General features: G+C 73.8%; 20 protein-coding genes. 12 read left to right on the top strand and 8 right to left on the bottom strand.

Annotation, left to right across the window (positions count from 1 at the left end; genetic code table 11):
* Window positions 1-15: 15 nt before the first annotated feature.
* Window positions 16-771: an SIS domain-containing protein gene (locus tag KMS84_RS19675; RefSeq protein WP_256917629.1), complete on the bottom strand. Its 756-nt coding sequence runs from the start codon at window positions 769-771 to the stop codon at window positions 16-18.
* A 296-nt stretch (window positions 772-1,067) separates the two neighbouring features.
* Here KMS84_RS19675 and KMS84_RS19670 point away from each other — a divergent pair, with 296 nt between their 5' ends.
* Both KMS84_RS19670 and KMS84_RS19665 read left to right on the top strand, forming a co-directional pair.
* A complete protein-coding gene (locus KMS84_RS19670) occupies window positions 1,068-1,760 on the top strand; it encodes an iron-dependent transcriptional repressor DtxR (RefSeq protein ID WP_256917610.1) in 693 nt (230 codons plus the stop codon).
* 539 nt (window positions 1,761-2,299) lie between these two features.
* Window positions 2,300-3,205 carry an alpha/beta fold hydrolase gene (locus KMS84_RS19665; RefSeq protein WP_256917609.1) on the top strand — a complete coding sequence of 302 codons (906 nt, stop codon included), beginning with the start codon at window positions 2,300-2,302 and terminating at the stop codon, window positions 3,203-3,205.
* 108 nt (window positions 3,206-3,313) lie between these two features.
* On the opposite strand, the gene KMS84_RS19660 is transcribed toward KMS84_RS19665, so the two are convergent.
* The 3 genes from KMS84_RS19660 to KMS84_RS19650 are packed head-to-tail and all read right to left on the bottom strand — an operon-like array spanning window position 3,314 to window position 6,409.
* Window positions 3,314-4,918, bottom strand: coding sequence for a transporter (locus KMS84_RS19660; protein ID WP_256917635.1), 1,605 nt, complete (start codon window positions 4,916-4,918; stop codon window positions 3,314-3,316).
* A 26-nt stretch (window positions 4,919-4,944) separates the two neighbouring features.
* Complete coding sequence (locus tag KMS84_RS19655) at window positions 4,945-5,712, bottom strand: ABC transporter ATP-binding protein (protein WP_256917608.1); 768 nt, start codon at window positions 5,710-5,712, stop codon at window positions 4,945-4,947.
* 34 nt (window positions 5,713-5,746) lie between these two features.
* On the bottom strand, window positions 5,747-6,409 hold the full coding sequence (locus KMS84_RS19650; RefSeq protein WP_256917606.1) for a bifunctional DNA primase/polymerase: 663 nt from the start codon (window positions 6,407-6,409) through the stop codon (window positions 5,747-5,749).
* Window positions 6,410-6,814: 405 nt separating this feature from the next.
* Here KMS84_RS19650 and KMS84_RS19645 point away from each other — a divergent pair, with 405 nt between their 5' ends.
* The gene (locus tag KMS84_RS19645; protein WP_256917604.1) at window positions 6,815-8,200 is read left to right on the top strand and encodes an NsdA family TPR-like regulatory protein; all 1,386 of its coding nucleotides are present in this window, start codon (window positions 6,815-6,817) and stop codon (window positions 8,198-8,200) included.
* Between the two features lie 211 nt (window positions 8,201-8,411).
* Window positions 8,412-10,319, top strand: coding sequence for a hypothetical protein (locus KMS84_RS19640; RefSeq protein ID WP_256917603.1), 1,908 nt, complete (start codon window positions 8,412-8,414; stop codon window positions 10,317-10,319).
* Window positions 10,320-10,353: 34 nt separating this feature from the next.
* On the opposite strand, the gene KMS84_RS19635 is transcribed toward KMS84_RS19640, so the two are convergent.
* A complete protein-coding gene (locus tag KMS84_RS19635) occupies window positions 10,354-11,748 on the bottom strand; it encodes an ABC transporter substrate-binding protein (RefSeq protein ID WP_256917602.1) in 1,395 nt (464 codons plus the stop codon).
* Between the two features lie 118 nt (window positions 11,749-11,866).
* Here KMS84_RS19635 and KMS84_RS19630 point away from each other — a divergent pair, with 118 nt between their 5' ends.
* Together KMS84_RS19630 and purU are read left to right on the top strand one after the other, a co-directional pair.
* Window positions 11,867-12,367, top strand: coding sequence for an SCO4402 family protein (locus KMS84_RS19630; RefSeq protein WP_190150010.1), 501 nt, complete (start codon window positions 11,867-11,869; stop codon window positions 12,365-12,367).
* Window positions 12,368-12,522: 155 nt separating this feature from the next.
* Window positions 12,523-13,407 carry a formyltetrahydrofolate deformylase gene (purU, locus tag KMS84_RS19625; protein ID WP_256917599.1) on the top strand — a complete coding sequence of 295 codons (885 nt, stop codon included), beginning with the start codon at window positions 12,523-12,525 and terminating at the stop codon, window positions 13,405-13,407.
* 241 nt (window positions 13,408-13,648) lie between these two features.
* On the opposite strand, the gene KMS84_RS19620 is transcribed toward purU, so the two are convergent.
* Window positions 13,649-15,022, bottom strand: coding sequence for a zf-HC2 domain-containing protein (locus KMS84_RS19620; protein ID WP_256917634.1), 1,374 nt, complete (start codon window positions 15,020-15,022; stop codon window positions 13,649-13,651).
* 101 nt (window positions 15,023-15,123) lie between these two features.
* Window positions 15,124-15,714 (bottom strand): sigma-70 family RNA polymerase sigma factor, encoded by a 591-nt coding sequence (locus tag KMS84_RS19615; RefSeq protein WP_256917596.1) that lies wholly within the window; start codon window positions 15,712-15,714, stop codon window positions 15,124-15,126.
* A gap of 334 nt (window positions 15,715-16,048) precedes the next feature.
* Here KMS84_RS19615 and KMS84_RS19610 point away from each other — a divergent pair, with 334 nt between their 5' ends.
* On the top strand, window positions 16,049-16,429 hold the full coding sequence (locus KMS84_RS19610; RefSeq protein ID WP_256917593.1) for an STAS domain-containing protein: 381 nt from the start codon (window positions 16,049-16,051) through the stop codon (window positions 16,427-16,429).
* A 268-nt stretch (window positions 16,430-16,697) separates the two neighbouring features.
* The gene (locus tag KMS84_RS19605) at window positions 16,698-17,210 is read left to right on the top strand and encodes an EF-hand domain-containing protein (protein WP_069769508.1); all 513 of its coding nucleotides are present in this window, start codon (window positions 16,698-16,700) and stop codon (window positions 17,208-17,210) included.
* On the opposite strand, the gene KMS84_RS19600 is transcribed toward KMS84_RS19605, so the two are convergent.
* A complete protein-coding gene (locus tag KMS84_RS19600; protein WP_256917592.1) occupies window positions 17,194-18,768 on the bottom strand; it encodes a class I adenylate-forming enzyme family protein in 1,575 nt (524 codons plus the stop codon). The two genes, KMS84_RS19605 and KMS84_RS19600, sit on opposite strands and share 17 nt — an antisense overlap.
* A 179-nt stretch (window positions 18,769-18,947) precedes the next feature.
* On the opposite strand from KMS84_RS19600, the gene KMS84_RS19595 reads away from it, so the two are divergent.
* The 4 genes from KMS84_RS19595 (at window position 18,948) to KMS84_RS19580 (ending at window position 23,272) form a co-directional block, all read left to right on the top strand.
* Window positions 18,948-20,144 (top strand): amidohydrolase family protein, encoded by a 1,197-nt coding sequence (locus KMS84_RS19595; protein WP_256917586.1) that lies wholly within the window; start codon window positions 18,948-18,950, stop codon window positions 20,142-20,144.
* Window positions 20,145-20,181: 37 nt separating this feature from the next.
* Window positions 20,182-21,318, top strand: coding sequence for an acyl-CoA dehydrogenase family protein (locus KMS84_RS19590; protein ID WP_256917584.1), 1,137 nt, complete (start codon window positions 20,182-20,184; stop codon window positions 21,316-21,318).
* A gap of 9 nt (window positions 21,319-21,327) precedes the next feature.
* Entirely contained in the window at window positions 21,328-22,227 is a 900-nt protein-coding gene (locus tag KMS84_RS19585) for an acyl-CoA dehydrogenase family protein (protein WP_256917576.1), read from the top strand.
* Between the two features lie 532 nt (window positions 22,228-22,759).
* Complete coding sequence (locus KMS84_RS19580) at window positions 22,760-23,272, top strand: ATP-binding protein (protein WP_256917633.1); 513 nt, start codon at window positions 22,760-22,762, stop codon at window positions 23,270-23,272.
* Window positions 23,273-23,446: the final 174 nt, after the last annotated feature.

The raw sequence follows: 23,446 nt of genomic DNA, 5'->3' as shown, positions 1-23,446 counted from the left end.
GTGGGCGGGTCCGGGTCAGTGCCGGTAGAAGATGCGGTCCCGGTACTCGTCCAGGATCCGGCCGTTCCATTCGTGGCCGCCGTCGACGTTGCCCGAGCGCAGCAGCGGGGGCTCGATGCCGCGTTCGGCGAGGGCGCCGGCCGCGGTGGCCAGGACGGCCTGCATGAGGGCGGAGGTCACGACCGTGGAGGCGGGCGCGAAGGGCGCGGGGACGGTGTCGAGGGCGAGCTCGGCGTCGCCGACCGCGATCTTCGAGTCGAGGACGACGTCGCAGTGGTCCTTCAGGAACGTTCCGGTGACGTGGCGGGACGTGGTCTGCGTCGCGTAGGCGACCGAGGTCACGCCGATGACCTTCACGCCCAGGGCGCGGGCGTTCAGCGCCATCTCCACGGGCAGCGCGTTGCGGCCCGAGAGGGAGACGACGACGAGGGCGTCGCCCGCGCGCAGCGGCGAGGTGTCGAGGACGGCGCCGGCCAGCCCCTCCACGCGTTCGAGGGCCGAGCCGAGGGTGGCGGGGACGACGTCCACGCCGACGACGCCGGGCACGACGAGCAGGTTCATGAGCGCGAGGCCGCCCGCCCGGTAGACGACGTCCTGGGCGGCGAGCGAGGAGTGTCCCGCGCCGAAGGCGAAGAGGCGGCCGCCGGCGGCCACGGTGTCGGCGAGGAGCGTGCCGGCGGCGTCGACGGCCTCGGCCTCCTCGTCGCGGACCCGTTGCAGCAGGGCGACGGCGGCGTCGAAGAACTGGGCGGCGAGCTTGCGGTCGCTCATCCGAGGGGCCCCTTTGCCGTGTCGGTGGAGGTGTCGCTGTCCGTGTCGCGGATCACCGTGCGGTCTGGACCAGTGCGCTGTCAATACGGCCGGCGCCGACGGCCGCGGGGGGCGTGGACGGGGGCGCGGGTGGGGGCGCGGGACGCTCCGGGTGCGGCCGCAAGGCCCGGGAAGCGGCCCGCGCGTTCGGACGGCGAGGCACGCTTGTCAGTGGTATCCGGCAGAATTGGGTGCAGGGCCAGCGCACGCGCCGTAGAGCGGTCGAGCTTTTCGGCAGAGCTAATCGAGGGGCACGAATGTCCGGACTGATCGACACCACGGAGATGTATCTCCGCACCATCCTCGAGCTGGAGGAGGAAGGTGTGATCCCCATGCGTGCCCGGATCGCCGAGCGGCTCGACCAGAGCGGCCCGACGGTCAGCCAGACGGTGGCGCGCATGGAGCGCGACGGACTGGTCGCGGTGGCCAGCGACCGCCATCTGGAGCTCACGGACGAGGGCCGCCGGCTGGCCACGCGCGTGATGCGCAAGCACCGTCTCGCCGAGTGTCTCCTCGTCGACGTGATCGGACTGGAGTGGGAGCAGGTCCACGCGGAGGCGTGCCGCTGGGAGCACGTGATGAGCGAGGCGGTGGAGCGGCGGGTCCTGGAGCTGCTGCGCCACCCCACGGAGTCGCCGTACGGCAACCCGATCCCGGGCCTGGAGGAGCTGGGCGAGAAGGACGGCGCGGACCCGTTCCTGGACGAGGGCATGGTCTCGCTGGCCGATCTCGACCCGGGCTCGGAGGGCAAGACGGTCGTCGTGCGCCGGATCGGCGAGCCGATCCAGACGGACGCGCAGCTGATGTACACGCTGCGCCGCGCCGGGGTGCAGCCGGGCTCGGTGGTGAGCGTGACGGAGTCGCCGGGCGGTGTGCTGGTGGGCAGCGGCGGCGAGGCCGCGGAGCTGGAGTCGGACGTCGCGTCGCACGTGTTCGTCGCGAAGCGGTAGGGCGCGGGGCCGGGGCGGGAAGCGGGGCGAGGAGCCGGCCCGCCCAGGGCGCCCGGCCTGCCCGGGGGCATCCTCCTGAGCCTGAGCCTTGTTCAACTCCTGGGGCCGACGGGGAAGTTGTGGCGCGCCGTCGATCTCGTCGAATCGGGGATTCCCTGTGTCGAATCGCAGCGCGGCGGCGCTTGTCGTGCCAGGCTGTCGCGTGAGGCATATGACCTGAGGGGGCCGGGATGGTGTGCCGCGAAGCAAGGGAGGGCCCCGACGCCGTGCGGCGCCGGGGCCTGTCCTCCCCTGTGCTGACCCGGAGCCCCGAGCTCTCAGGGTCATTCCCCTCGGACCGTTTTCCCCGAGCGGTCCGCCTCCCGCTGAAGATCTCCCCTCGGCGACGGGGATCATTCCTTGAGGGTGGTCACTCGAACGAGGGGTGTTGTGCGCGGAGAGTGTCATTCTCGAAAGGGCATTCGATAGCCTGCGGGTGATCGAAGCGGTACGGAGCATCGACAGCGCAGCGGTACGACGGCTAGGGGGTGCCAGGACCTATGGCGCGACGCATCGACGTGACGGGGGCGGGCGGCGTACGTCTGGCGGCCTGGGAGTTCGGGGACCCGCCCAAGGGGATCCCGGCGCAGTCCTCCGGCGGGCGGCCGCGGCCCGCGGAACCCGAGCGGACCTCCGGGGTCCTGTTACTGCACGGCCTGATGGGCCGGGCCTCGCACTGGGCGTCCACCGCCCGCTGGCTGTCCGAGCGGCACCGGGCGGTCGCCCTCGACCAGCGCGGCCACGGGCAGAGCGAGAAGCCGCCGCAGGCCGCGTTCACCCGCGAGGCCTACGTCGAGGACGCGGAGGCCGCCCTCGAGCAGCTCGGGCTGGCCCCGGCCGTCCTCATCGGGCACGCCATGGGCGCGCTCACCGCGTGGCAGCTCGCGGCCAAGCGCCCCGACCTGGTGCGCGGCCTGGTCGTCTGCGACATGCGGGCCTCGGCGCTCGGAGCGGCCTCGCAGCGCGAGTGGGCCGACTGGTTCGCCTCCTGGCCGCTCCCCTTCGCCACCCTCGCCGACGTCCGCAAGTGGTTCGGCGAGGACGACCCCTGGGTGGAGCGCCCGAACCCGTCCCGGGGCGAGTTCTACGCGGAGGCGATGCACGAGTCGCCGGACGGCTGGCGTCCCGTCTTCGAGCCCGAGCAGATGCTCAAGTCCCGCGAGACCTGGGTCTACGACGCGCACTGGGAGGAGCTGACCCAGGTCCGCTGCCCCGCCCTGGTCGTGCGCGGCCTGGACGGCGAGCTGGGCCGCGCCGAGGCGCAGGAGATGGTGCGCGTCCTGCCGCGCGGCGAGTACGCCGAGGTGGCCGACGCCGGGCACCTCGTCCACTACGACCAGCCGGAGGGATGGCGCACGGCGATCGAGCCCTTCCTCGACGCGGTGCTCACCCCCGACGCCCCCTGAGCAGGAGCCCGCGCCCCCCGGCGGGACCGGAGGGGCCGCCGGGCCGGAGGGGGCGGCCGACCGGTGGAGCCGCGGCGGCCGGACCGGCGCGGGAGGCCGTCGGGGCCGTCAGCCCTTGCTCACGGCCGCCAGGATCTCCGGCAGACGCGCCGCCGTGCGCGGTGCGGCCAGCCGCAGCCCCAGGAAGGTGATGCCCGCGCCGTACACCGCCCCTCCCGGCAGCAGCAGCCACGTCCACGCGTCCCCGCCCGCGCTGACGTTGAGCCAGATCGTCACCGCGATGACGGGCGCGCACAGCAGGGCCGCCGACACCATGCCGCCGAAGACCGCGATCCAGGCGAGCCCGGCCTGCCCCGGGGCGACGTTCTTGTAGCCCTCCTGCGGGATCGAGTAGGGGAAGCGCGCCGAGGTCCACGCGCCCGTCGCGAGCATCGCGCCGAGCAGCGCGAGGGACAGCCCCAGCACCTCGGGCAGCATCGCCCAGTCGCCGAGCAGCGCCGTCGTCAGCACGGTCACCGCCGTCGCGTACGGCAGGGTGATCAGCAGCAGGGCCAGCGCACGGGCGCGCAGTTCCTCGTAGGCGTCCCGCGTGGACGAGATCGTCATGGCGACCATCCAGAACGCCGAGGTGTCCTGGCCGAACTGGTTGTACATCTGGATGCCGAGCATCCCGGCCGCGAAGCAGGCGAAGTAGATCGAGCCGGTGCCCTGGAGCGCGTTGAACAGGGGCACGATCAGGCCGATGGCCAGTGACGTCACCCAGGCCGCCTTGGTCTTCGGATCCCGCCAGATGTAGCGCAGGCTGCGTTCCATGACCGTGCCGGTGCGCCCGCCCGGCAGCAGCCGCGCCGGTCCCGCCCCGCCCCGCCGCTTGCGCGCGACCGGTTCGGCGGCGTGCAGGGTCGAGCCGTCGGGCGAGGTCATCAGCCGCGTCATACTCCGCGCCCACGCCGTCACCAGCAGGACGAGCGCCGCCGCGCTGACGGCGAGCTGGGCGGCCGCGACGCCGTGGTCCCCCTTGCTCACCGAGTCCACCGCGCCGACCGCCGAAGCGGGCGGCAGCCACCGCAGCACGGACGCCAACGGATCGAGCTCCCCCAGACCGGACGTGCCGAGCCGTTGCGCCCCGAAGTTGACGACCTGCGCCCCGACCGCGATGACCAGGCCGCTCAGCACCGCCAGATCGCGACCCTTGCGGCTGGTCAGGAGCCGGGTGTTCGCGGCGGCCACGGTGCGCGCCAGCGCCACGCACACCAGCAGGGCGAGCGCCACGGCGAGCACCCCCACCGTCCAGGCCGCCGGCCCGTGCGCCACCGCCACCACGGAGCCGGCCAGCATCAGCAGCGTGAGCAGGGGGCCGATGCCCACCAGCGAGGCCGCCAGCAGCGCCCGCACCAGGGGCAGGGGGCGCAGCGGCAGCATCACCAGCCGGGTCGGGTCGAGCGTCTCGTCGCCGCCGGGGAAGAACAGCGGCATCACCGCCCAGCCCAGGCCGAACACCGCCACCAGCAGCACCACCAGCGACACGGCGTGCGCGTGCCCCCGCAGGGCGGTCAGGCCGAGCACCAGCAGCGCGGCGAACAGCAGGGTGACGACGGCGGAGGCGACGTACGCGGCCCGCCGCCCGCTCGACTGCCGCAGCCCGTTGCGCAGCAGGGACAGCTTCAGCCGGACGACGGTGGCGACGAGGCCCGGCGCGGAGCCGGCCGTCACAGCGGCCCGGGCGGCGGTGGGGGCGGTCAACGGCTCGCCCCGCCCAGCCAGTCGAGGTCGGAGCCGGTGTCCCGGCCCTGCGCCCCGACGAGTTCGAGGAACGCCCGCTGCAACGAGGGCGCGGATCCCCGCACCTCCTCCAGCGTGCCGTGCGCCCGGATGCGCCCCGCCGCCATCACCGCCACCCAGTCGCACAGCGACTCGACGAGCTCCATCACATGGGAGGAGAACACGACCGTCGCCCCGGACGCCGTGTACCGCTCCAGCACCCCCCGGATGATCTGCGCGGACACCGGGTCCACGCCCTCGAACGGCTCGTCGAGGAAGAGCACTTCGGGGTTGTGGAGCAGGGCGGCCGCGAGCCCGATCTTCTTGCGCATGCCGGTCGAGTAGTCGACGACGAGTTTGTGCTGGGCGCCGGCCAGGTCGAGGACGTCGAGGAGCTGGGTGGCCCGACGGTCGACCTCGGCGCCGGGCAGCCCCCGCAACCGGCCGTTGTAGGACAGCAGTTCCCGCCCGGACAGCCGTTCGAACAGGCGCAGCCCTTCCGGGAGGACCCCGATCCGGGCCTTCACCTCCACGGGATCCCGCCACACGTCGTGCCCGACGACCTCGACGGATCCCTGGTCGGGCCGCAGCAACCCGGTCACCATCGACAGGGTGGTGGTCTTCCCGGCTCCGTTCGGTCCGACCAGCCCGATGAACTTGCCCGAGGGAAGGTCGAGATCGATCCCGGCGACGGCGACCTGCTGACCGAACCGCTTCCAGAGGTTGCGCACGCGTACGGACGTCATGCACGAACCCTACGCACGCGGCGCGGGACGCGCCCTACCGATCCCGCCCGCACGCGTAGGCGAGAGGCGAGATCAACTCCTCGGCGTCCGGCAGCCAACGGTTCGCGGCGGTCGGCCGGCAGGCCCACTGCACGGCGCCCCGGGACCCGAACCGGGTGGGCGGCGCGGCCACGTAGGCGCCCTCGCCGAGCGTCACCAGATCGAGGGTGCCCAGCGACCAGCCCAGCTTGCGCACCAGGTCCGGCACCTTCGCCGACGCGCCCGGCAGCACGAAGAACTGCATGCGCCGGTCCGGTGTCAGGGTCACGGGACCGAGCGTCAGCTCCATGCGCTCCATCCGGGCCAGCGCGAGGAACCCGGCCGTCTCGGGCACGGAGATCGCGTCGAACGTGCGCCCGGTGGGCAGCAGGATCGAGGCCGTCGGCTGCTTCTGCCACATCCGGCGCGCGACCGTCGCACTGCCGGTGGCCTGCGTCGCCCAGTCCGGCCGGGCGGCGTGCGCCCCAGGGGCGGCGCACGCGCCGTCGCCGCAGGAGCAGAGCTGCACCCCGTCGACGGCTTCCAGCCAGGTGCCGGGGAAGACGTCCCAATGACGTTCCTCGGCGTAGCGAACAGCGGTCTCGAGCAGCGAATCCCCGCGCTGCTTCGGGATTTGAGTGACGTCGGCGCCCGCGATGGTCTCTTCCACGATGAACACAACTCTAGCGGTCACCAGGGGTTACGCCCGCCCGAATGCGCGGGGGAGGAGCATCGATTCGGCGTTCGGGGCGCATGGGTGCATGTGCGGGGGCGCGCGGGAGGAAGGAGCGTGGGAACGGGTAACCAGGTAGCGGGGGCGGCTTCTCCGTCGGCGGCCCGGACAGCGTCCGTATCGCACCGCACCGCACGGCATGACACGGCATCACCTGGCATGGCACGGCTCTGAACGACGTCGCACGTCATTGCGGGGCAATCATCGGCAATCCTCACATGCCTCGCATTTTCGGCCGGTCCGTGGGGCATTGATCTGCTCGGCCGGAACTTTTCGGTGGAAGACACGTCAACTCGGTGTGTGGGCGGGCACCCGCCGCCCCGGTCACCGCAGCCACAGGGGGTAGTGCCCATGGCCGCAAGGCCGCTAGTCGCGCGGCAGCCGAACGAACGGCTGCAGGCGCTCATCCAGGAGGCGGGGTGCTCGAACGCCGGGCTCGCCCGCCGCGTCAACATGTGCGGCGCCGAGCACGGTCTCGACCTGCGCTACGACAAGACGTCCGTGGCCCGCTGGCTGCGCGGACAGCAGCCGCGGGGGCGCGCGCCGGCGATCATCGCCGAGGCGCTGGGCCGCAAGCTCGGCCGGACCGTCACGATCGACGAGATCGGCATGGCCAACGGCAAGAACCTCGCCTCGGGTGTGGGCCTGCAGTTCTCACCGACGGTGCTGGGGGCCATCGAGCAGGTCTGCGAGCTGTGGCGCAGCGACGTGGGCCGGCGCGATTTCCTGTCCGGCTCGTCCGTGGCCGCCTCGGCGCTGGTCGAGCCCAGCCGCGACTGGCTGATCTCCGCGCCCGACGCCCAGGTGGCGCGGTCCGCGGGCCCCCGCGTGGGCCAGTCCGACGTGGCGGCCGTCAAGGCGATGACGCAGGCGCTGGTCGACCTGGACCACCAGTACGGCAGCGGGCACGTGCGGCCGGTCGTCGTGCACTACCTCAACAGCGTCGTCTCCGGCCTGCTCGCGGGCTCCTACCGGGAGGCGGTGGGCCGCGAACTCTTCGCCGCCGTCGCCCGGCTGACCGAGCTCGCCGGGTACATGGCCGTCGACACCGGTCAACCGGGCCTCGCCCAGCGCTACTACATCCAGGCGCTGCGGCTGGCACAGGCGGCCGGCGACCGCGGCTACGGCGGGTACGTCCTCGCCGCCTCCATGAGCCATCTCGCCGCGCAGCTCGGGAACCCGCGTGAGATCGCCCAGTTGGCGCGGGCCGCGCAGGAAGGGGCGCGCGGGCGGGTGACCCCGCGTGCGGAGGCGATGTTCCACGCCGCGGAGGCGCGCGGACACGCCCTGCTGGGCGACGCCCACGGCGCGCAGACGGCCTCGGGGCGGGCGGTGTCCGCGCTGGAGGCGGCGGACGCGGCCGCCGGCGACGACCCGGCGTGGATCGCGCACTTCGACGAGGCGTATCTGGCCGACGAGTTGGCGCACTGCCACCGCGACCTCGGTCAGGCCGAGGCGGCCGCGCGCTGCGCCGAGCAGTCGCTCGCCGGGCATCCGCCGGGCCGCGCGCGCCGGCGCGCGATCGGGTACGTCCTGCTGGCCACCGCGCAGGTGCAGCAGCGGGAGATCGAGCAGGCCTGCAACACCGGCCTGAAAGCCGTGGAGTTGCTGGGGACGCTTCGTTCCAACCGCGGCGCGGAGTACCTGGAGGACCTCCAGCAGCGGCTGGACCCGTTCCGCGAGGAGTCGGTGGTAAGGGAGTTCGGGGCGCGGCTGGAGTTGCAGACCGCGGCGTGAACGGGCGGGGCGCCGCTGCGTGAACGTGCGGAGAACGCCGTCCGTCCTCGGGGCGGCGGCGGACGCGGCGCACGGCGCTCCGGATCTGTCGGGAACGTCACTGTCCGGCGCCGAAGCCGGAGGTCACGTCCTGAGCTGCGTAGCACGGGGTTCCGGGGACCCGGTAGCGTGAGCCGACGATTGCGACAGTCCCCCATTCGTAGGAGCCCCGGTGACGCAGAGTGGACAGGGCGAGGAGCCCTCGGCGCAGCCCGCGCGCGAAGGCATCGTGCTGCCCTCCGACGGCGGGGAACCCCTGCTGCCGGGAACGACGCCGAACGTGCCGCGACCGGGGGCCCGGCCGGGACCGCAGCAGGGCGGGCACGCCGACGGCTACGGCGCCCACCGGCCCGACCCGTCCCAGCCGTACGGACAGCCGGACCCGGGACGGCAGGAGTACGGGCAGCAGCACTACGGGCAGCCGTCCTACGGGCAGCCCGCAGCGCAGCCGCAGCAGCAACCGCAGCAGCAGTCCGGGCCACAGGGGTACGGGAGCCAGGACTACGGGAGTCAGGACTACGGGCAGCCGGACGGCGGTGGGCAGGCGCCGGCCGGCGGGCAGACCTGGGGGCAGCCCTGGGGCCCCGACCGGCAGACGTCGGCCCCCCAGCAGCCGGGCCAGGGCTGGCCGCTTCCCGCCGACCAGCCGGACCCGGGGCGCCCGCACGGCGGGACGCACCAGCCGGGCCATCCGGGGCAGGCCGGGCAGCAGGACCCGTGGAACGGCCCCCAGGCGCCGTGGAACGGCGCCTCCCCGACGGGGGCGGGCCCGCTGCCGCCGGAGGGCGCGCCGGCCCCGGGAGGCGCCGCGTACGGCCGCAGCGCGCCGCTGCCGCCGGCCGTGCCCCCGGGCGACGAGGGCGCGACGCAGTACATACCGCCCGTCCCGGCCGACGATGGGGCCACCCAGTACATACCCCCGGTCCCCGCGGACGAGGGCGCGACCCAGTACATACCGCCGGTCCCGGCCGCCCGGGCCGACGAGGGCGCGACGCAGTACCTCCCGCCGGTCGCGCCGGGCGCGCTGCCGCCCGAGAGCCCGGCCGAGTCGACCCATTTCCTGGGCCGCACCCCGCGCGACGCCGCGCCGCAGGCGTCCGGCGCCGGAGCCTTCCCGGGCGGTCAGCCGGGCGCGCACCCCGACTCCGAGGCCACCCAGTACATCCCGCCCGTCCCGGGCCAGGGCGGCGGGGACGGACAGCCGCCCGCCGGCTTCGAGAACCTCTTCCGCGGCGGACCGGGCGGCGACGGCCAGGCCGGGTCCACGCAGCAGCTCCCGCGCTTCAGCGAGCCGGACGGCCCCGGGCACGGCCCGCAGGGCTACGCGGCCGGACCGGCCGCCCGCTCTCCCCGGCCCTCGTACGGGCAGCCCTCCCACATCCCGCCCGGCGGCCCGGCGACGGGCGGCAGACGCGCGGCCCACGACGACGACGGCGCGGGCGACGGCCGTCGCCGCTCCCGTGTGCCGCTGTTCGCGGCGATCGGCGTGGCGCTCGCGGTCGTCGGGATCGGCGCGGGCGCGCTGCTCGCGGGCGGCGGCGGGGACAAGGGCGGCGACGACAAGACCGTCGCCGCGTCGTCCCCGGTCGCCGGGGGATCCGCGTCGACGTCCACCGACGGGGCCCGGCAGCAGGCCGTCGAGCTGGACAAGCTGCTCGCCGACAGCGGCAGCAGCCGGGCCAGCGTGATCAGCGCGGTGGCCTCGGTGAAGGCGTGCGGCAACCTCTCCCAGGCGGCCGCGGACCTGCGGGACGCGGCCCAGCAGCGCACCGGCCTGGTCACGAAGCTGTCCGGGCTGAAGGTCGACCGGCTGCCGGACCACGAAGCGCTGACCGCCGCCCTCACCAAGGCCTGGCAGGCGTCCGCCTCGGCCGACGACCACTACGCCGCCTGGGCCGACCAGGTCGCCGGCGACAAGAAGAAGAACTGCCGGAAGGGCTCGGCCCGGGCGACCGGGGAGGCGCAGGCCGGCAACCGGGCGAGCGGCACCGCCAGCGCCCAGAAGACCCGGGCCGCGCAGCTCTGGAACGAGATCGCGAAGAAGTACGGCCTCACCCAGCGAGGCCCCACGCAGCTGTGACCCGGCCCCCGTGCGGAGCGGGCCGCCGCCGCGGTCAGTCCACGTCCGCCTTCTGGAGGATCTTCGTCATGTCGACGAAGCCCTTGCGGGCCGCGACGAGCCGGCCCTCGCGCACCTTCTGCACGGTGACGTCGGCGTTGACCAGGCGGGGGAAGCCGATGGAGGCGAGCGGGGCGGAGAACTGCCAGCGCAGGGTGGGGGTGAGGCCGCCCGTGGTGATCCGCAGTCCGTCGTCGAGCGCGCCGCGCACGGTGTCGGCGTTCACGTCGCCGCCGGCCAGCGACTCCACGGCCTGCCGGAACACGGTGTAGGCGATCCAGGTGGTCTGCACGCCGGTGTCGGCCGGGTCGATCCGGGTGTCGGAGAAGGCCGCCTCGCTGATCACCTTCTTCATCGGCGCCCAGGCGGGGTCGTTCGCCGCCGGGTACCAGCCCGTGACGTACGCGCCCTCGAAGGGCCCGGATCCGGCGCCGGCCGCGTCGATCACCGTCTGGTCGACGCTGCCGAGGACGGTGGCGGTGCGCACCTCGGGATGGTCGTCGCGGGTGCGGCGGAAGGAGTCCATGAAGGTGCTGGTGCGGTCCCCGAGCGCGGTGACCACACAGCCCTTGTCCTTCCCGCCCGCGCCCGCGCCCCCGTTCTCCTTCTCCCCGCCCTGCCCGGCCGCCCCGGTCCCGGTCCGCGTGCCGCCGCCGCCGTTGGCGTGCGTCAGGGCGGTCTCGGCCTGTGCCGCGTACTCGGTGGCGTCCTCGGGCGCCCGCTCGTCGACGGCCTCGTGGTGTCCGCCCGCCGTCAGCCCGGCGTCGAGCATCGTGGGCAGCGAGTCGCCCGCGATGGTGTCGGGGCGGACCAGCGAGACGGGGCCGCAGCTCGCGGCGAGCTCCTTGCCGAGGCCCGCCAGCAGCGAGGACTGGCCGCCGTTGACCGGATACGACAGCGGGCTGGTGAACTCGGCGTTCGTGACGCCGTAGCCGCCGATGTAGGCGATGCCGGCGCCTTCCAGGTGCGGGAAGAAGGAGTCGGAGTGCTGGCTGTAGGAGCCGACGACGGCGACCGCGTGCTCCGTGACGGCCCTCCGGGCGCACTTCGCGGTGGACACCGAGTCGTTGCCCTCGTTGCAGGTCAGGACCTTGAGCTTGCGGCCGTTCAGGCCTCCGGCCGCGTTGATCCAGCGGGCGTAGGCGCGGGCGAAGGCGGGCATGCCCGGCTTGTTGGTCGCGGACGTCCCCTCGGGCGCCCACGTCATCACGACGATCGGGTCGTCCCCGGAACCCCCCGTGGTGCCGGGGACGACCCCGCAGCCGACGGCGAGCGACGCGCAGGCGGTCAGTGCGCCCGCCGAGAGGGCGGCTGCTCTGACGGACCTGGTGAAGCGGAAGGACCTGGGGAGGAAGGTGCCTCGCGTGGACGTGCGTCGCCTGCCGGTCATGGACACGCACGATTCCGTCACATCACCAACCCGGGAGTGACCCTCGGTCGACGGACGGTGACGGGAAGGTGAATTGCCGGGGTCCGTGAAGCTCCTGGGGCGACGAAACGTACGATCGGTGACCGTGCAAGGTTCGGAGAACTCTTCCCGTCGCGGCCGTCGCTCGTTCACCATGGGCGGCATGCCACTCAACGACATGCCGTGGTGGCGCTGGCGCAGCAATGTGCGCTCCGCGCTGCACATGCTCTCCGATCCGGCGTTCCAGCAGAACGTCTGGCTGGCCGGCGTCGAGGGGTACGGGGACGTCACCGACGCCGTGTACCGCCTGGTCGAGGACACCTGGCTCGACAACTGGTCCGCCGAGAAGTACGTCGGGACGATCTTCCGCGACTCGCAGGAGGCGGCCCTGGTCGACACCGCCGTGCTGCGCGTGCTGCGGATCATGCACCAGGTCGGGCCGGACGCCCCCGTCTCCGCGTACGTCGACCACCAGGCGTGGCCGGACGCGGTGCGGGCGGCACGCGACGCGCACGTGCGCATGGCGGCGAGCGACGGCGACGACCCGGACGCGCCGCCGCGGACGCTGGAGGTCCTGCGGATCATGACGCGGGCGGCTTAGCGGCCTGCGTGCCTGGCGGCTCGGCGCACGGCTCGGCGCATGGCTCGGCGGGCGGCTCGGGGGCGCGAGCCGGGCGGGGGCGCGGGGCGGCCGCCTCGTTCCGCCCTGCGGGACGGGTTGTCCACGCCGCCGGGCGGTATGCGACCCTGTCGGGCATGAACGCGCAGTCCGGCCGAGCCCCGGCGACCCCCGCCGACCAGTACGTCCTCACGCTCTCCTGCCCCGACAAGCAGGGCATCGTGCACGCCGTGTCGAGCTACCTCTTCATGACCGGCTGCAACATCGAGGACAGTCAGCAGTTCGGCGACCACGACACGGGTCTGTTCTTCCTGCGCGTCCACTTCTCCGCCGAGTCCCCGGTGACCGTGGACAAGCTGCGGGCGAGCTTCGCCGCGATCGGCGACTCGTTCCACATGGACTGGCAGATCAACCGGGCCGACGACCGGATGCGCATCGTCCTCATGGTCAGCAAGTTCGGGCACTGCCTGAACGACCTGTTGTTCCGCGCCAGCATCGGCGCGCTCCCGGTGGAGATCGCGGCCGTGGTGTCCAACCACACCGACTTCGCCGAGCTCGTGGGCTCGTACAACATCCCCTTCCACCACATCCCGGTGACGAAGGAGAACAAGGCGCAGGCCGAGGCACGGCTGCTGGAGCTGGTCCGCGAGCAGGACGTCGAACTGGTCGTCCTCGCCCGCTACATGCAGGTCCTCTCCGACGACCTGTGCAAGCAGCTCAGCGGCCGCATCATCAACATCCACCACTCCTTCCTGCCGAGCTTCAAGGGCGCGAAGCCGTACCACCAGGCGCACGCGCGGGGCGTGAAGCTGATCGGCGCGACGGCGCACTACGTGACGGCCGACCTCGACGAGGGGCCGATCATCGAGCAGGAGGTCGAGCGGGTGGGCCACGGCGTCACCCCCGACCAACTCGTCGCCATCGGGCGGGACGTGGAGTGCCAGGCGCTGGCCAGGGCCGTCAAGTGGCATGCGGAGCGCCGCATCCTGCTCAACGGCCGGCGGACGGTCGTCTTCGCCTAGGGCGTGTTTCGATAGTCCCGTCTGCCCGGCGACGCCTGGCACGCACTCCCCCGGAGGGGGCACCCCCAGCCGCGTTGTCGGGATCACCCCGATACAACCAGTATCGGGGTGACCCTCCGCCTTGCGATCGCACGCACCAGACGCCGCCGGGCCCGCCCTCCGGGCGGACGACGCTACTTTCGAAACACGCCCTAGCGGTTCCGGCGGGCCGGCGGTTGCGCGCTTTCCGCAGCGGCGGCCCCTACATCCGGCTCAGGCTCGCCGCCGCGAACAGCACGTCCCTGATCGCCTCGCGGTCGCCGATCTGACCCGCCGCCGCCTCCTCGGGCGACACATGGCCCGCGGCGAGGCGGCAGAACTCCACGTCGTCCAGGGCCACATGGGCCACCTCGTGGTCGGCGGAGCCCACCGCGGCCGGTGAGTCCAGGGGGATCAGCCACTGGCCGCCGCCCGAGCCCTCGATCTCCAGCCGCAGGCTGCGGCCGGGGCGGCCGGCGCTCACCAGGTGGCGGGTGTGGTGCGAGGGCGTGGCGAGCCCGGCGCGGCGGCGCGCCGCGAGCGTCTGCGGCAGCATCCGGGCGGCCAGGTCGATCATGCCGTGCAGATGGCGGGGGGCAGGCGGCGCGTAGGGGTAGTCGACGGCGTCGGCGATGTCCTCGGCGTGCACCCAGCATTCGAAGGCGCGGTCCAGCAGGGCGTCCCGCAGGGGCAGGGCGAAGCCGCCGTAGGACACCGGCATGGCGCCGTGGCCCTCTTCGCCGGTGAAGGACACCGTGCGCACCAGGGCGTGGGTCTGCTCGCGCCAGGGGCCGCGCACGGAGCGGGTCGGCGGGAAGCGCGAGCCGGCCCAGAAGGCCTCGGTGCGGCGCGCCGGGGTGCCCGGCGGCCCGTCCACCGCGCCCGGCGAGTCCGCGTCGGGGCCCGCCTCGCGCGTCCCGTCCGTCTCCCGCGTCGCGCCCGTCTCCAGCGGGTCGTCGAGTCCCAGGGCCAGGGCGACCAGTCCGTCCACCGCCAGGAGATGGGCGATGACGCCGGCGACGGTGGTGCGCCGGCTGGTGGCCTCCTGGCCGCGGAACCAGCGCAGTCGCACGGGGGCGTGCCACTCGGCGTCCCCGAAGTCCTGGAGCAGGGCGTCCAGCCGTGCCGTCTCCGCGTCGTACGACTGGGCCCAGGGCGGCACCGGGATGCGGGGCGGACGGCGGGTCAGACAGCCGTCGAGCACACGGGTGCGCAGGCCGGGGTCCAGGTCGAGGCTCTCGGGGCGCTGGAGCAGGCCGACGGCCTCGCGCAGCCGCCGTGCCTCGTCGGCGCAGGCGCCGCAGTCCCCGAGGTGCTCCTCGACGGCGGCCGTCTCCTCGGCGGAGCAGGCGGCCAGCGCCCACGCCCCCAGCAGCGACTTCAGGACCGGGTGCTCCAGCCGGAGCGGCGGCGGGGGCGCGGCGGGCAGCGGCGCCCCGCCGTCCTCGACGGACGCGCGGGGCAGCGGTATGCGCGGCGGGCGGCCGGGACCGGGGCGCGCGGCGGCGTCCCGGCCGCCGTCGTCGCCGCTGCCGTCGCCGGGACTCCCCGGTGCGCCCGGCTCGCCCGGTCCGTTCGTGTCGTGCGGCCCGTTCATCGCGGTGGGCACCCTGTCTTCCCCGGCTTCCCTGTCCTCGCCGCCTCCGCGGTCTCCGCCGTCCTCGCCGCCGTCGTACGACAGCCGGGGGTTCGCATCGCTCACGCGGCACCCCCGTATCCGGGCGGGGCCCCGGGGGCCGCGGTGTCGTGGGCCGTGGACAGCAGTTGGAGGCCGAGGCGGAGCCGGCGGCGGGCCTCGTCCTCGGTGACGCCGAGGTCGGCCGCGGTCTGGCGGTAGTCGCGGCGCTGGAAGTAGGCCAGCTCCAGGGCGGCGCGCAGGGGCGCGGGCATGGCCTGGACGATGTAGTCGGCGCGGGCGGCGACCGAGGCGTGCCGCACCCTGCGCTCGAGTTCCTCCCGCGCCTCGGCCGAGCCGTGGCCGGTCTCGGCCAGCGCGGCGGTCTCGGTGGCGTGCAGGCGCTGCACGGCGAGACGGTGGGTCAGCGTGGCGACCCAGGTGCGCAGCGGGCCCTGCCGGGGGTCGTAGGCGTCGGGGTGCTCCCACAGGTGGGCGAAGACCTCGCGGGTGATACCGTCCGCCGCCCGTTCGTCACCGAGCACGCGATGCGCGAGACCGTGCACGAGCGAAGCGAAACGGTCGTAGAGCTCGCCGAGGGCGGCCGCCTCACCGCGCGCGAGCCGCTGCTGCATCTTGCGGTCCCAGCGGGGCGGTGCGTCCTTTTTCGCCATGCGGCCCCCTCACCCGTGTCCGTCCCTTTGGCCGTGCGTCCCTCGGTCGTGCGTGTGTCCAGCGTGCGTCCACCGTCTCCTCGAATGTAGTCGGCAGGTACGACAATGCACGCCCCTTTGTTGCAATGTGCGCCCCCTGTCCGTTGGGAGGTGGTATGGGCGGTGCCTACCCGACAGATAAGGATCGAACCGGACTGCATATGACAGAAACAAGCCTCTTTCCGTTGGTTCCTGTTTTTCCGCCGGTGTTTCGGGGCACGGCCGCTGGGCAGCCGCGCTGCAAGGAAGCGAAGGGACAGCTTCCGTTCCCAGCCAGCTACAGCGAACGAAGGGCGTGGTGGTGGCCTTCACAGTGACCGGCGGCGAGCAGGGCGGATGGGCCGTGCTCCACGTGTCGGGCGAGCTGGACCTGGTGACGTCGCCCGTGCTGCGGCAACGGGTGCACGACGAGGTGGCCGAGGGTCGCCATCGTCTGGTCCTGGACCTCTCCGACGTGTACTTCTGCGACTCCAGCGGCGTCGGCGTCCTGATCGCGGCCCGCCGGCTGATCTGCTCGTGCCGGGGCCGGCTGCGGCTGATCCTCCCCGCGCACGGCGCTGCCGACGGCTCCCACGTCAACCGGGTCCTGGGCGCGCTGGGCGTGCGCCGGCTGTTCGACGTCTACGGCGACCTCGCCGACGCCGTGGACGACGGGACCGAGCCCCTCTCGGCGTGAGCCGTGCGCCTCCGGGCCACACGTGTGTCCCGAAATTCCCCCGGTCCTGGCACAGCGTCCGCCTTCCGGCCACCCGGACGTCGCGGGCGTCGTACGCTCCCTGCCGGAAGACACTCGCGTCCGCCCGCCGGGAAACACCCCCGGACGGCGGCCGGGAGCCGCCTTCGGACCCACCGGGAGACGCCCCTGTGGCCTCACCCGGCGCACCACCCGCAGACACAGGCACCATCCACCCACGACGTGACGACGTAAGGCGGCCCGAGCAGACATGGTCAGCAGTGAGTACGAGCGCAGGATCGCCGCCCGGTTCGCCACCTTCGACCAGGACGGCAACGGCTACATCGACCGCGTGGACTTCGCCGCCGCGGCCAAGGCGGTGCTCGCGGAGTTCGCGACCGCGGCCCGCTCCGACAAGGGGCAGGCCCTGTACGCGGGCGCCGAGGCGTTCTGGCAGGGCATGGCCGGGATCGCCGACCGCGACGGCGACCAGCGCATCAGCCGCGACGAGTTCGTGAACAGCGCGGTCAAGCGCCTGCGCGACAACCCGGAGCGGTTCGCCGAGATCGCCCGCCCCTTCCTGCACGCGGCCCTGGACGTCGCGGACGCGGACGGCGACGGCCGGGCCACGGTCGAGGACACCGTCCGGGTGCTGCACGCCCTCGGAGCGCCCGACGAGGTCGCCCGCGGGGCCGCCGCCGTCCTCGACGCCGACGCCGACGGCAAGGTCGGCGAGGCGGAGATCGTCCCCGCCTTCGCGCGCTATTTCACCGTTCCCGAGTAGGCGCGTGCGGCCCGCCGTCCGCGGCGGGCGGCCGGGCGGCCGGCGCGTAGCGTTCGCGGAGCCGGTACTTCAGGACCTTGCGCAGCGTGTCGTTGCGCGGCAGGGCATCCACCACCTCCAGCCGTTCCGGCAGTTTGTGGACCGACAGCCCGCCCGCGCGCAGATACGCCGTCACCGCCGCCAGGGTCAGCGGCTCGGCGGGCTCCGGCGCCCGTTCCACCACCGCGCACACCAGTTCGCCCCGCTCGGCGTCGGGCAGGCCGATCACCGCCACGTCCCCGACCGACGGGTGCGCGGCGAGCAGGTCCTCGATCTCCTTCGCGGACACGTTCTCGCCCTTGCGGATGATCACGTCCTTCAGCCGCCCGGTGAGCACCAGATGGCCGCTCCCGGTCAGGCGCCCCAGGTCCCCGGTGCGCAGGAACCCGTCCGCGTCGAACGCCTCGGCGTTCTGGGCGGGATCCAGGTACCCCTGGCACACGGCCTCCCCGCGCAGCCGCACCTCGCCGTCCACCACGCGTATCTCCATGCCCGCCGGAGGGCGGCCCTCGGTGGTCGCGAGGTTCTCCGCGCTGTCGTGGGGCGACCCCATGGTGATCATCGGCACCTCGGTCATCCCGTACCCGTGGGTGAGCTGCACGCCCATCTCGCGCACGACGGCGTGGTAGACCTCCGGCGGCTTGGGCGCTCCGCCGCCGGCCAGCAGCCGCAGCGTGGGGATCACCGGGACGCCCGGCCGCCTGCGCTGCTCGGCGAGGAACATCGAGTAGAACGCCGTCGACCCGCCCGCGACCGTCACGCCGTGCCGGCGGTACCCCTCCAGCGCGTCCGGCAGCGCGAAGTGCTCGAACATCACGGCCGGGAAGCCGTACAGCAGCAGCATGACGGTGTAGTCGGGCCCGGCGATGTGGGCGTAGGGGAACGCCATCGAGCCGACGTCGTCCGGGGTCAGCCGGAGCGCGTGGGCGAGGCAGGAGCCGCCCGCGATCAGCGAACGGTCGGTGTGCAGCACGCCCTTGGGGTCCGAGGTGGTCCCCGAGGTCCAGTAGATCCAGCGCACCGAGCCACCCTCGGCGGGCGGCGGCGGGAGGACGGCCGGATCGCCCTCGGGCAGGTCGTCGTACGCCTCGAAGACGCCCTTCGCGCCCAGCCGCCGGGCCATCGCGGTGTGGTCGTGGCCGCGCCAGACGCCCGGCACCGCGAAGAACTCCGCCTTCGACTCGCGCAGGGCGAAGCCCACCTCGCGGTCGCGGTAGAACGGGATGACGGGCGACTGCACGGCCCCGAGCCGGGCCAGGGCGAAGGACAGGACGGCGGTCTCCAGGCGGGTCGGCAGCTGCCAGGCGACGACCGTGCCCGGGCGCACGCCCATGTCGTACAGCCCGGCCGCGGTGCGCTCGGCCCGCTCGCGCAGCTCGCCGAAGGTCAGGGCGCGCTCCTCCTGGAGGAGGACCCGGCGGCCGGGGGTGAGGTCGGCGCGGCGGGCGAGCAGCTCCCAGAGCGTGCGCGAGCCGCTCAGCTCGTGGGCGGTGGCGGTGGCGGTGGCGGTGTCGTTCACGTCGGCCCCCTGACCTAGCTGACGGACTGTCAGGTTTTCGGCAGAGCGTAGGGCCGGCCCGCTTGTCGGTCCAGGGGGCGCGGACTAGCCTGCTGGGGAGCACGTATCTGACGGTCCATCAGATGACGTCGGCGACAGCGCGTCGGACGACCGGCGCACCGCCAGGCGGAGGGGAAGCCATGAGCACCGAACTGCCGCGCATCGTCAGCGTCGACGATCATGTGATCGAGCCCGCGCACCTGTTCGCGACCTGGCTGCCGCGCAAGTACCGGGACCGGGGGCCGCAGCCCCTCACCGCCGGGATCGGCGAGCTCGCCTACGTCGCCGGGAAGTACCAGATCACCATGGACCCGGACGGCCCGCCCACCGACTGGTGGATCTACGAGGACCTGAAGTTCCCGTACAAGCGCAACATCGCCGCCGTCGGCTTCGACCGCGACGAGATGACGCTGGAGGGCATCACCCGCGAGGAGATGCGCCGCGGCTGCTGGGATCCGAAGGCCCGGCTGGCGGACATGGACCTCAACCACGTCGAGGCCTCGCTGTGCTTCCCCTCGTTCCCCCGCTTCTGCGGCCAGACCTTCGCCGAGGCGCACGACAAGGAGGTCGCGCTCGCCTGCGTGCGCGCCTACAACGACTGGATGGTCGAGGAGTGGTGCGGCGGCAGCGGCGGCCGGCTGATCCCGCTGTGCCTGATCCCCCTGTGGGACGTCGGCCTCGCGGTCGCCGAGATCCGGCGCAACGCGGCCCGCGGGGTGCGCGCGGTGACCTTCTCCGAGATCCCGAGCCACCTCGGGCTGCCCTCGATCCACTCGGGCTACTGGGACCCGTTCTTCGCCGTGTGCGAGGAGACCGGCACGGTCGTCAACATGCACATCGGCTCGTCGTCGCAGATGCCCGCCGCCTCCCCCGACGCGCCCCCCGCCGTCCAGGCCTCGCTGTCGTTCAACAACGCGATGGCCTCGATGATGGACTACCTGTTCAGCGGCGTCCTGGTGCGCTTCCCGCGCCTCAAGCTGGCCTACTCGGAAGGGCAGATGGGCTGGATCCCCTACGCCCTGGAGCGCGCCGACGACGTCTGGGAGGAGCACCGCGCCTGGGGCGGGGTGCGCGACCTCGTGCCCGAGCCGCCGTCGACGTACTACTACCGGCAGATCTTCTGCTGCTTCTTCCGCGACAAGCACGGCGTCGCGTCCCTGGACGCGGTGGGACGCGACAACGCGACCTTCGAGACCGACTACCCGCACGTGGACTCGACCTTCCCGCACACCAAGGAGGTCGCCCTCGACCACGTCAAGGGCCTGGACGACGAGACCGTCTACAAGCTGATGCGGGGCAACGCGATCCGCATGCTCGGCCTGGACCTCGACAAGTAGCCGGCGCGGCGGCCGCGGACGAGGAGGGACGACGACCATGGACCTCTCGGACAGCCCCGAGGACGCGGAGTTCCGGGCCCGGCTGCGCGAGTGGCTGGCCAAGGCGCTGCCCGCGCTCCCGCCGAAGCCCTCCCCGGACGACTGGCCCGCCCGGCGCGCCTACGACCTCGGCTGGCAGCGGACCCTGTACGAGGCCGGTTACGCCGACGTGCACTGGGAGGCCCCGCCCGGCCTCCGGCTGATCTTCCTGGAGGAGACGGAGCGGGCGGGCGCGCCCTACGTGGGGGCCGGCTTCGTCGGGCTGCTGCACGCGGGGCCGACGATCGCCGCCGAGGGGACGGCCGAGCAGCGGGCCCGCTGGCTGCCGCCGGTCCTGCGCGGCGAGGAGGTCTGGTGCCAGGGCTTCAGCGAGCCCGACGCCGGGTCCGACCTCGCGGCCCTGCGCACGCGCGCGCGGCGCGACGGCGACGACTACGTGGTGAGCGGATCCAAGATCTGGACCTCGCACGCGGAGGTAGCCGACTGGTGCGAACTCCTCGTCCGCACGGACCCGCGGGCCCCCAGGCACCGGGGCATCACCTGGCTGGCGATGCCGATGGACGCCCCGGGCGTCACCGTGCGGCCGCTGCGCACCCTGGCCGGCTCGACCGAGTTCGCCGAGGTCTTCCTCGACGAGGTGCGGGTGCCCGTCGCCAACCGGGTGGGCGCGGAGAACGACGGCTGGCGGGTGACGATGGTGACGCTGTCCTTCGAGCGCGGCACCGCCTTCGTGGGCGAGGTCGTCGCCTGCCGGCGGGTGCTGGGCGAACTGGCCGGGCGGGCGCGCCGCGACGGGAGCTGGGACGACCCGGTCCTGCGTCGGCGGCTGGGCCGCCTCAACGCCGAGTTCCGGGCGCTGTGGCGGCTGACGCAGTGGAACGTGAGCGAGGCGCAGACCGTCCGGGGCGGGGTGCCCGGCGTCGGCGGCTCGGTGTTCAAACTGCGGTACTCGCAGGCCCGCCAGGAGCTGTACGACACGGCCGCCGAGGTGCTGGGCGACGCGGCGCTGGACCTCGGCCACCCATGGGTCCGCGACCGGCTGTCCTCGCTGTCGTACACCATCGCGGCCGGCACCTCGCAGATCCAGCGCGACATCGTGGGCGAACGGATCCTGGGACTGCCGAAGGGGAGGTGACCGTCCGCCATGCGCTTTCGGCCGACGGACGACCAGCGCGCGCTGCGGGACGGCGTGCGCACACTGCTGGCACGCCGGTTCGACCGGGAGGCGCTGCGGGCCGCCGTGGACCGCCCGGGACGGCTGGACCGGGCGCTGTGGCGCGAGCTGGGCGCCGCCGGGTTCTTCGCGCTGCGGCTGCCCGAGGCGGACGGCGGCGTGGGACTCGGGCTGCCGGAGGCGGTGTTGGCCTTCGAGGAGGCGGGCCGGGCCCTGCTGCCGGGTCCCCTGCTGGCCACGCACCTCGCGGCGGGCGAGGTGCCCGGAGCGGCCGAGGGGGAGACCGTCGTCGCGGCCGTCGACGGCGGCGGCCTCGTGGAGTGGCTCGCCGAGGCGGACGTCGTGCGCGGCGACGCCGCCGGGGCCGTGCCGCTGGACGGCGTGGACCCCCTCACCCCGCTGCACACGGTCCCCGCGCGCGGGGCCGCGGATCCCGTGGCGGTCCTGCTCACCGCCGCGGAGCAGCTCGGGACGGCCACGCGCGCGTGCGAGACGGCCGTGCAACACGCCCGGGCGCGTGAGCAGTTCGGGCGGCCCGTCGGGGCCTTCCAGGCGGTCAAGCATCTGTGCGCGGACCTGCTGGTGCGGGTCGAGACGGCCCGCGCCGCGGTCTACGCGGCCGCCGTCACCGCGGACCCGGCCGACATCGCGGCCGCCCGGCTGCTCGCCGACGAGGCGGCCGTGCGCGGCGCGCGCGACTGCCTCCAGGTGCACGGCGGCATGGGCTTCACCTGGGAATCGGACGTCCATCTGCTGCTGAAACGCGCCTGGGTGCGCACCCGTCGTGCGGGCGGCGGCGCGGAGGGTGAGGAGCTGCTCGCGCGCGATCTGCTGTCCGCGACGGACCGTCAGGGGGCCCGCCCGCGGTGACGGCGCGCCCGGCGGACGGGCGGCCGCGCGGATGTCGCGGATTGTGGCATACCGGAATCACGGAGCGTTGATACCGGGTTGTGTCCGATGCGTGACCCGTCACGGCCCGGAGTCGGCGGGCGGCTCCGGTACCTTCTGTGGGATGCGAGTGGTTCCGAGCATGAGCCATGCCGGCGGTGCCCCTGGGGCGGTGCCGGATCCGGCGGTGCGCGCCGCCGCTCGCAGGGCGGACGGCCTTCTCGCCCCCGCCTGTTCGACTCCCCGCAACGAGCGTCGCACAGTATGCCGCACGGGTACTCCTTCGCGATGGAATATGCCCGAAGCGCTTGTTGGGGTGACTGTAGGTCAACCAAGCTGTCTCCTCAGGGATTCACGTTCCGTCACCCTGCCTCTGGCTGTTGTTCTGGCCATGCAGAAAATGGCTACGATCGTGGCCCCCGTCGTCATGGTGCCCACGCGGATCGCGTGGCTCGCGTGGCGCACGGCCATGTGTCCGCCGGTTCGGATGGTGTGAGCGGTGCAGGTGCTTCAAGTGCAACTGGAGATCCGGCCCGACCCCGCTGAGGTGGGGCGCGCCCGCAGGTGGGCCCGTTCGCGCCTCGCCGGGTCCGGGATAGGGGACGAGGAGCCGCTCGCCGAGACGCTGATCCTGCTCGTCTCGGAGCTGGTCACCAACGCCGTGGTGCACACCGGCTGTCCGGCGGTGCTGCGGCTCTCCCTGCCCGACGCCGCGGGCGGGCCGTCCGTCGTCCGCCTGGAGGTGGCGGACGCCAGCGACCGCGCCCCGGTTCCCCGGTGCGCCGGGGACGAGGCGACCGGCGGCCGCGGCCTGGCCCTCGTCGACGGACTCGCGGACCGCTGGGGCTGGAACGTCGAGGGTGCGGGCAAGCGCATCTGGTGCGAGCTCGACCGCTGTGCCGCGCCGGGCCGGACGGCGGCCGACCGGGGCGGCGTCGCGGACTGCGCGGTGGTGGCCGAACGCGCGCTCGCGGTCCGCGCCGAGCCCGCACCGGCTTACGGAGGCCTCGCCTACGAGGTGGTGTGACGAGCCGTCGGCGCACGCTCGCGATCGCGCGCTCACAGTGGCGCGCGGTCGGGAAACGCCCGGCGGGACGTGGTGTGCGCGGAAGCCGGGCCTCACCGCTCCTTCCTCCGCGCCGGGGCGGTGCGCCCGCCCGTGCTCCCGTGCGCGCCCGATGCGAATCGGACGTAAGTAACA

The sequence above is a fragment of the Streptomyces hilarionis genome, assembly GCF_024539675.1.
Classification (GTDB): domain Bacteria; phylum Actinomycetota; class Actinomycetes; order Streptomycetales; family Streptomycetaceae; genus Streptomyces; species Streptomyces hilarionis.
Note: the sequence above shows the minus strand (reverse complement) of the source record. Positions and strands in the feature narration are given on the sequence as shown.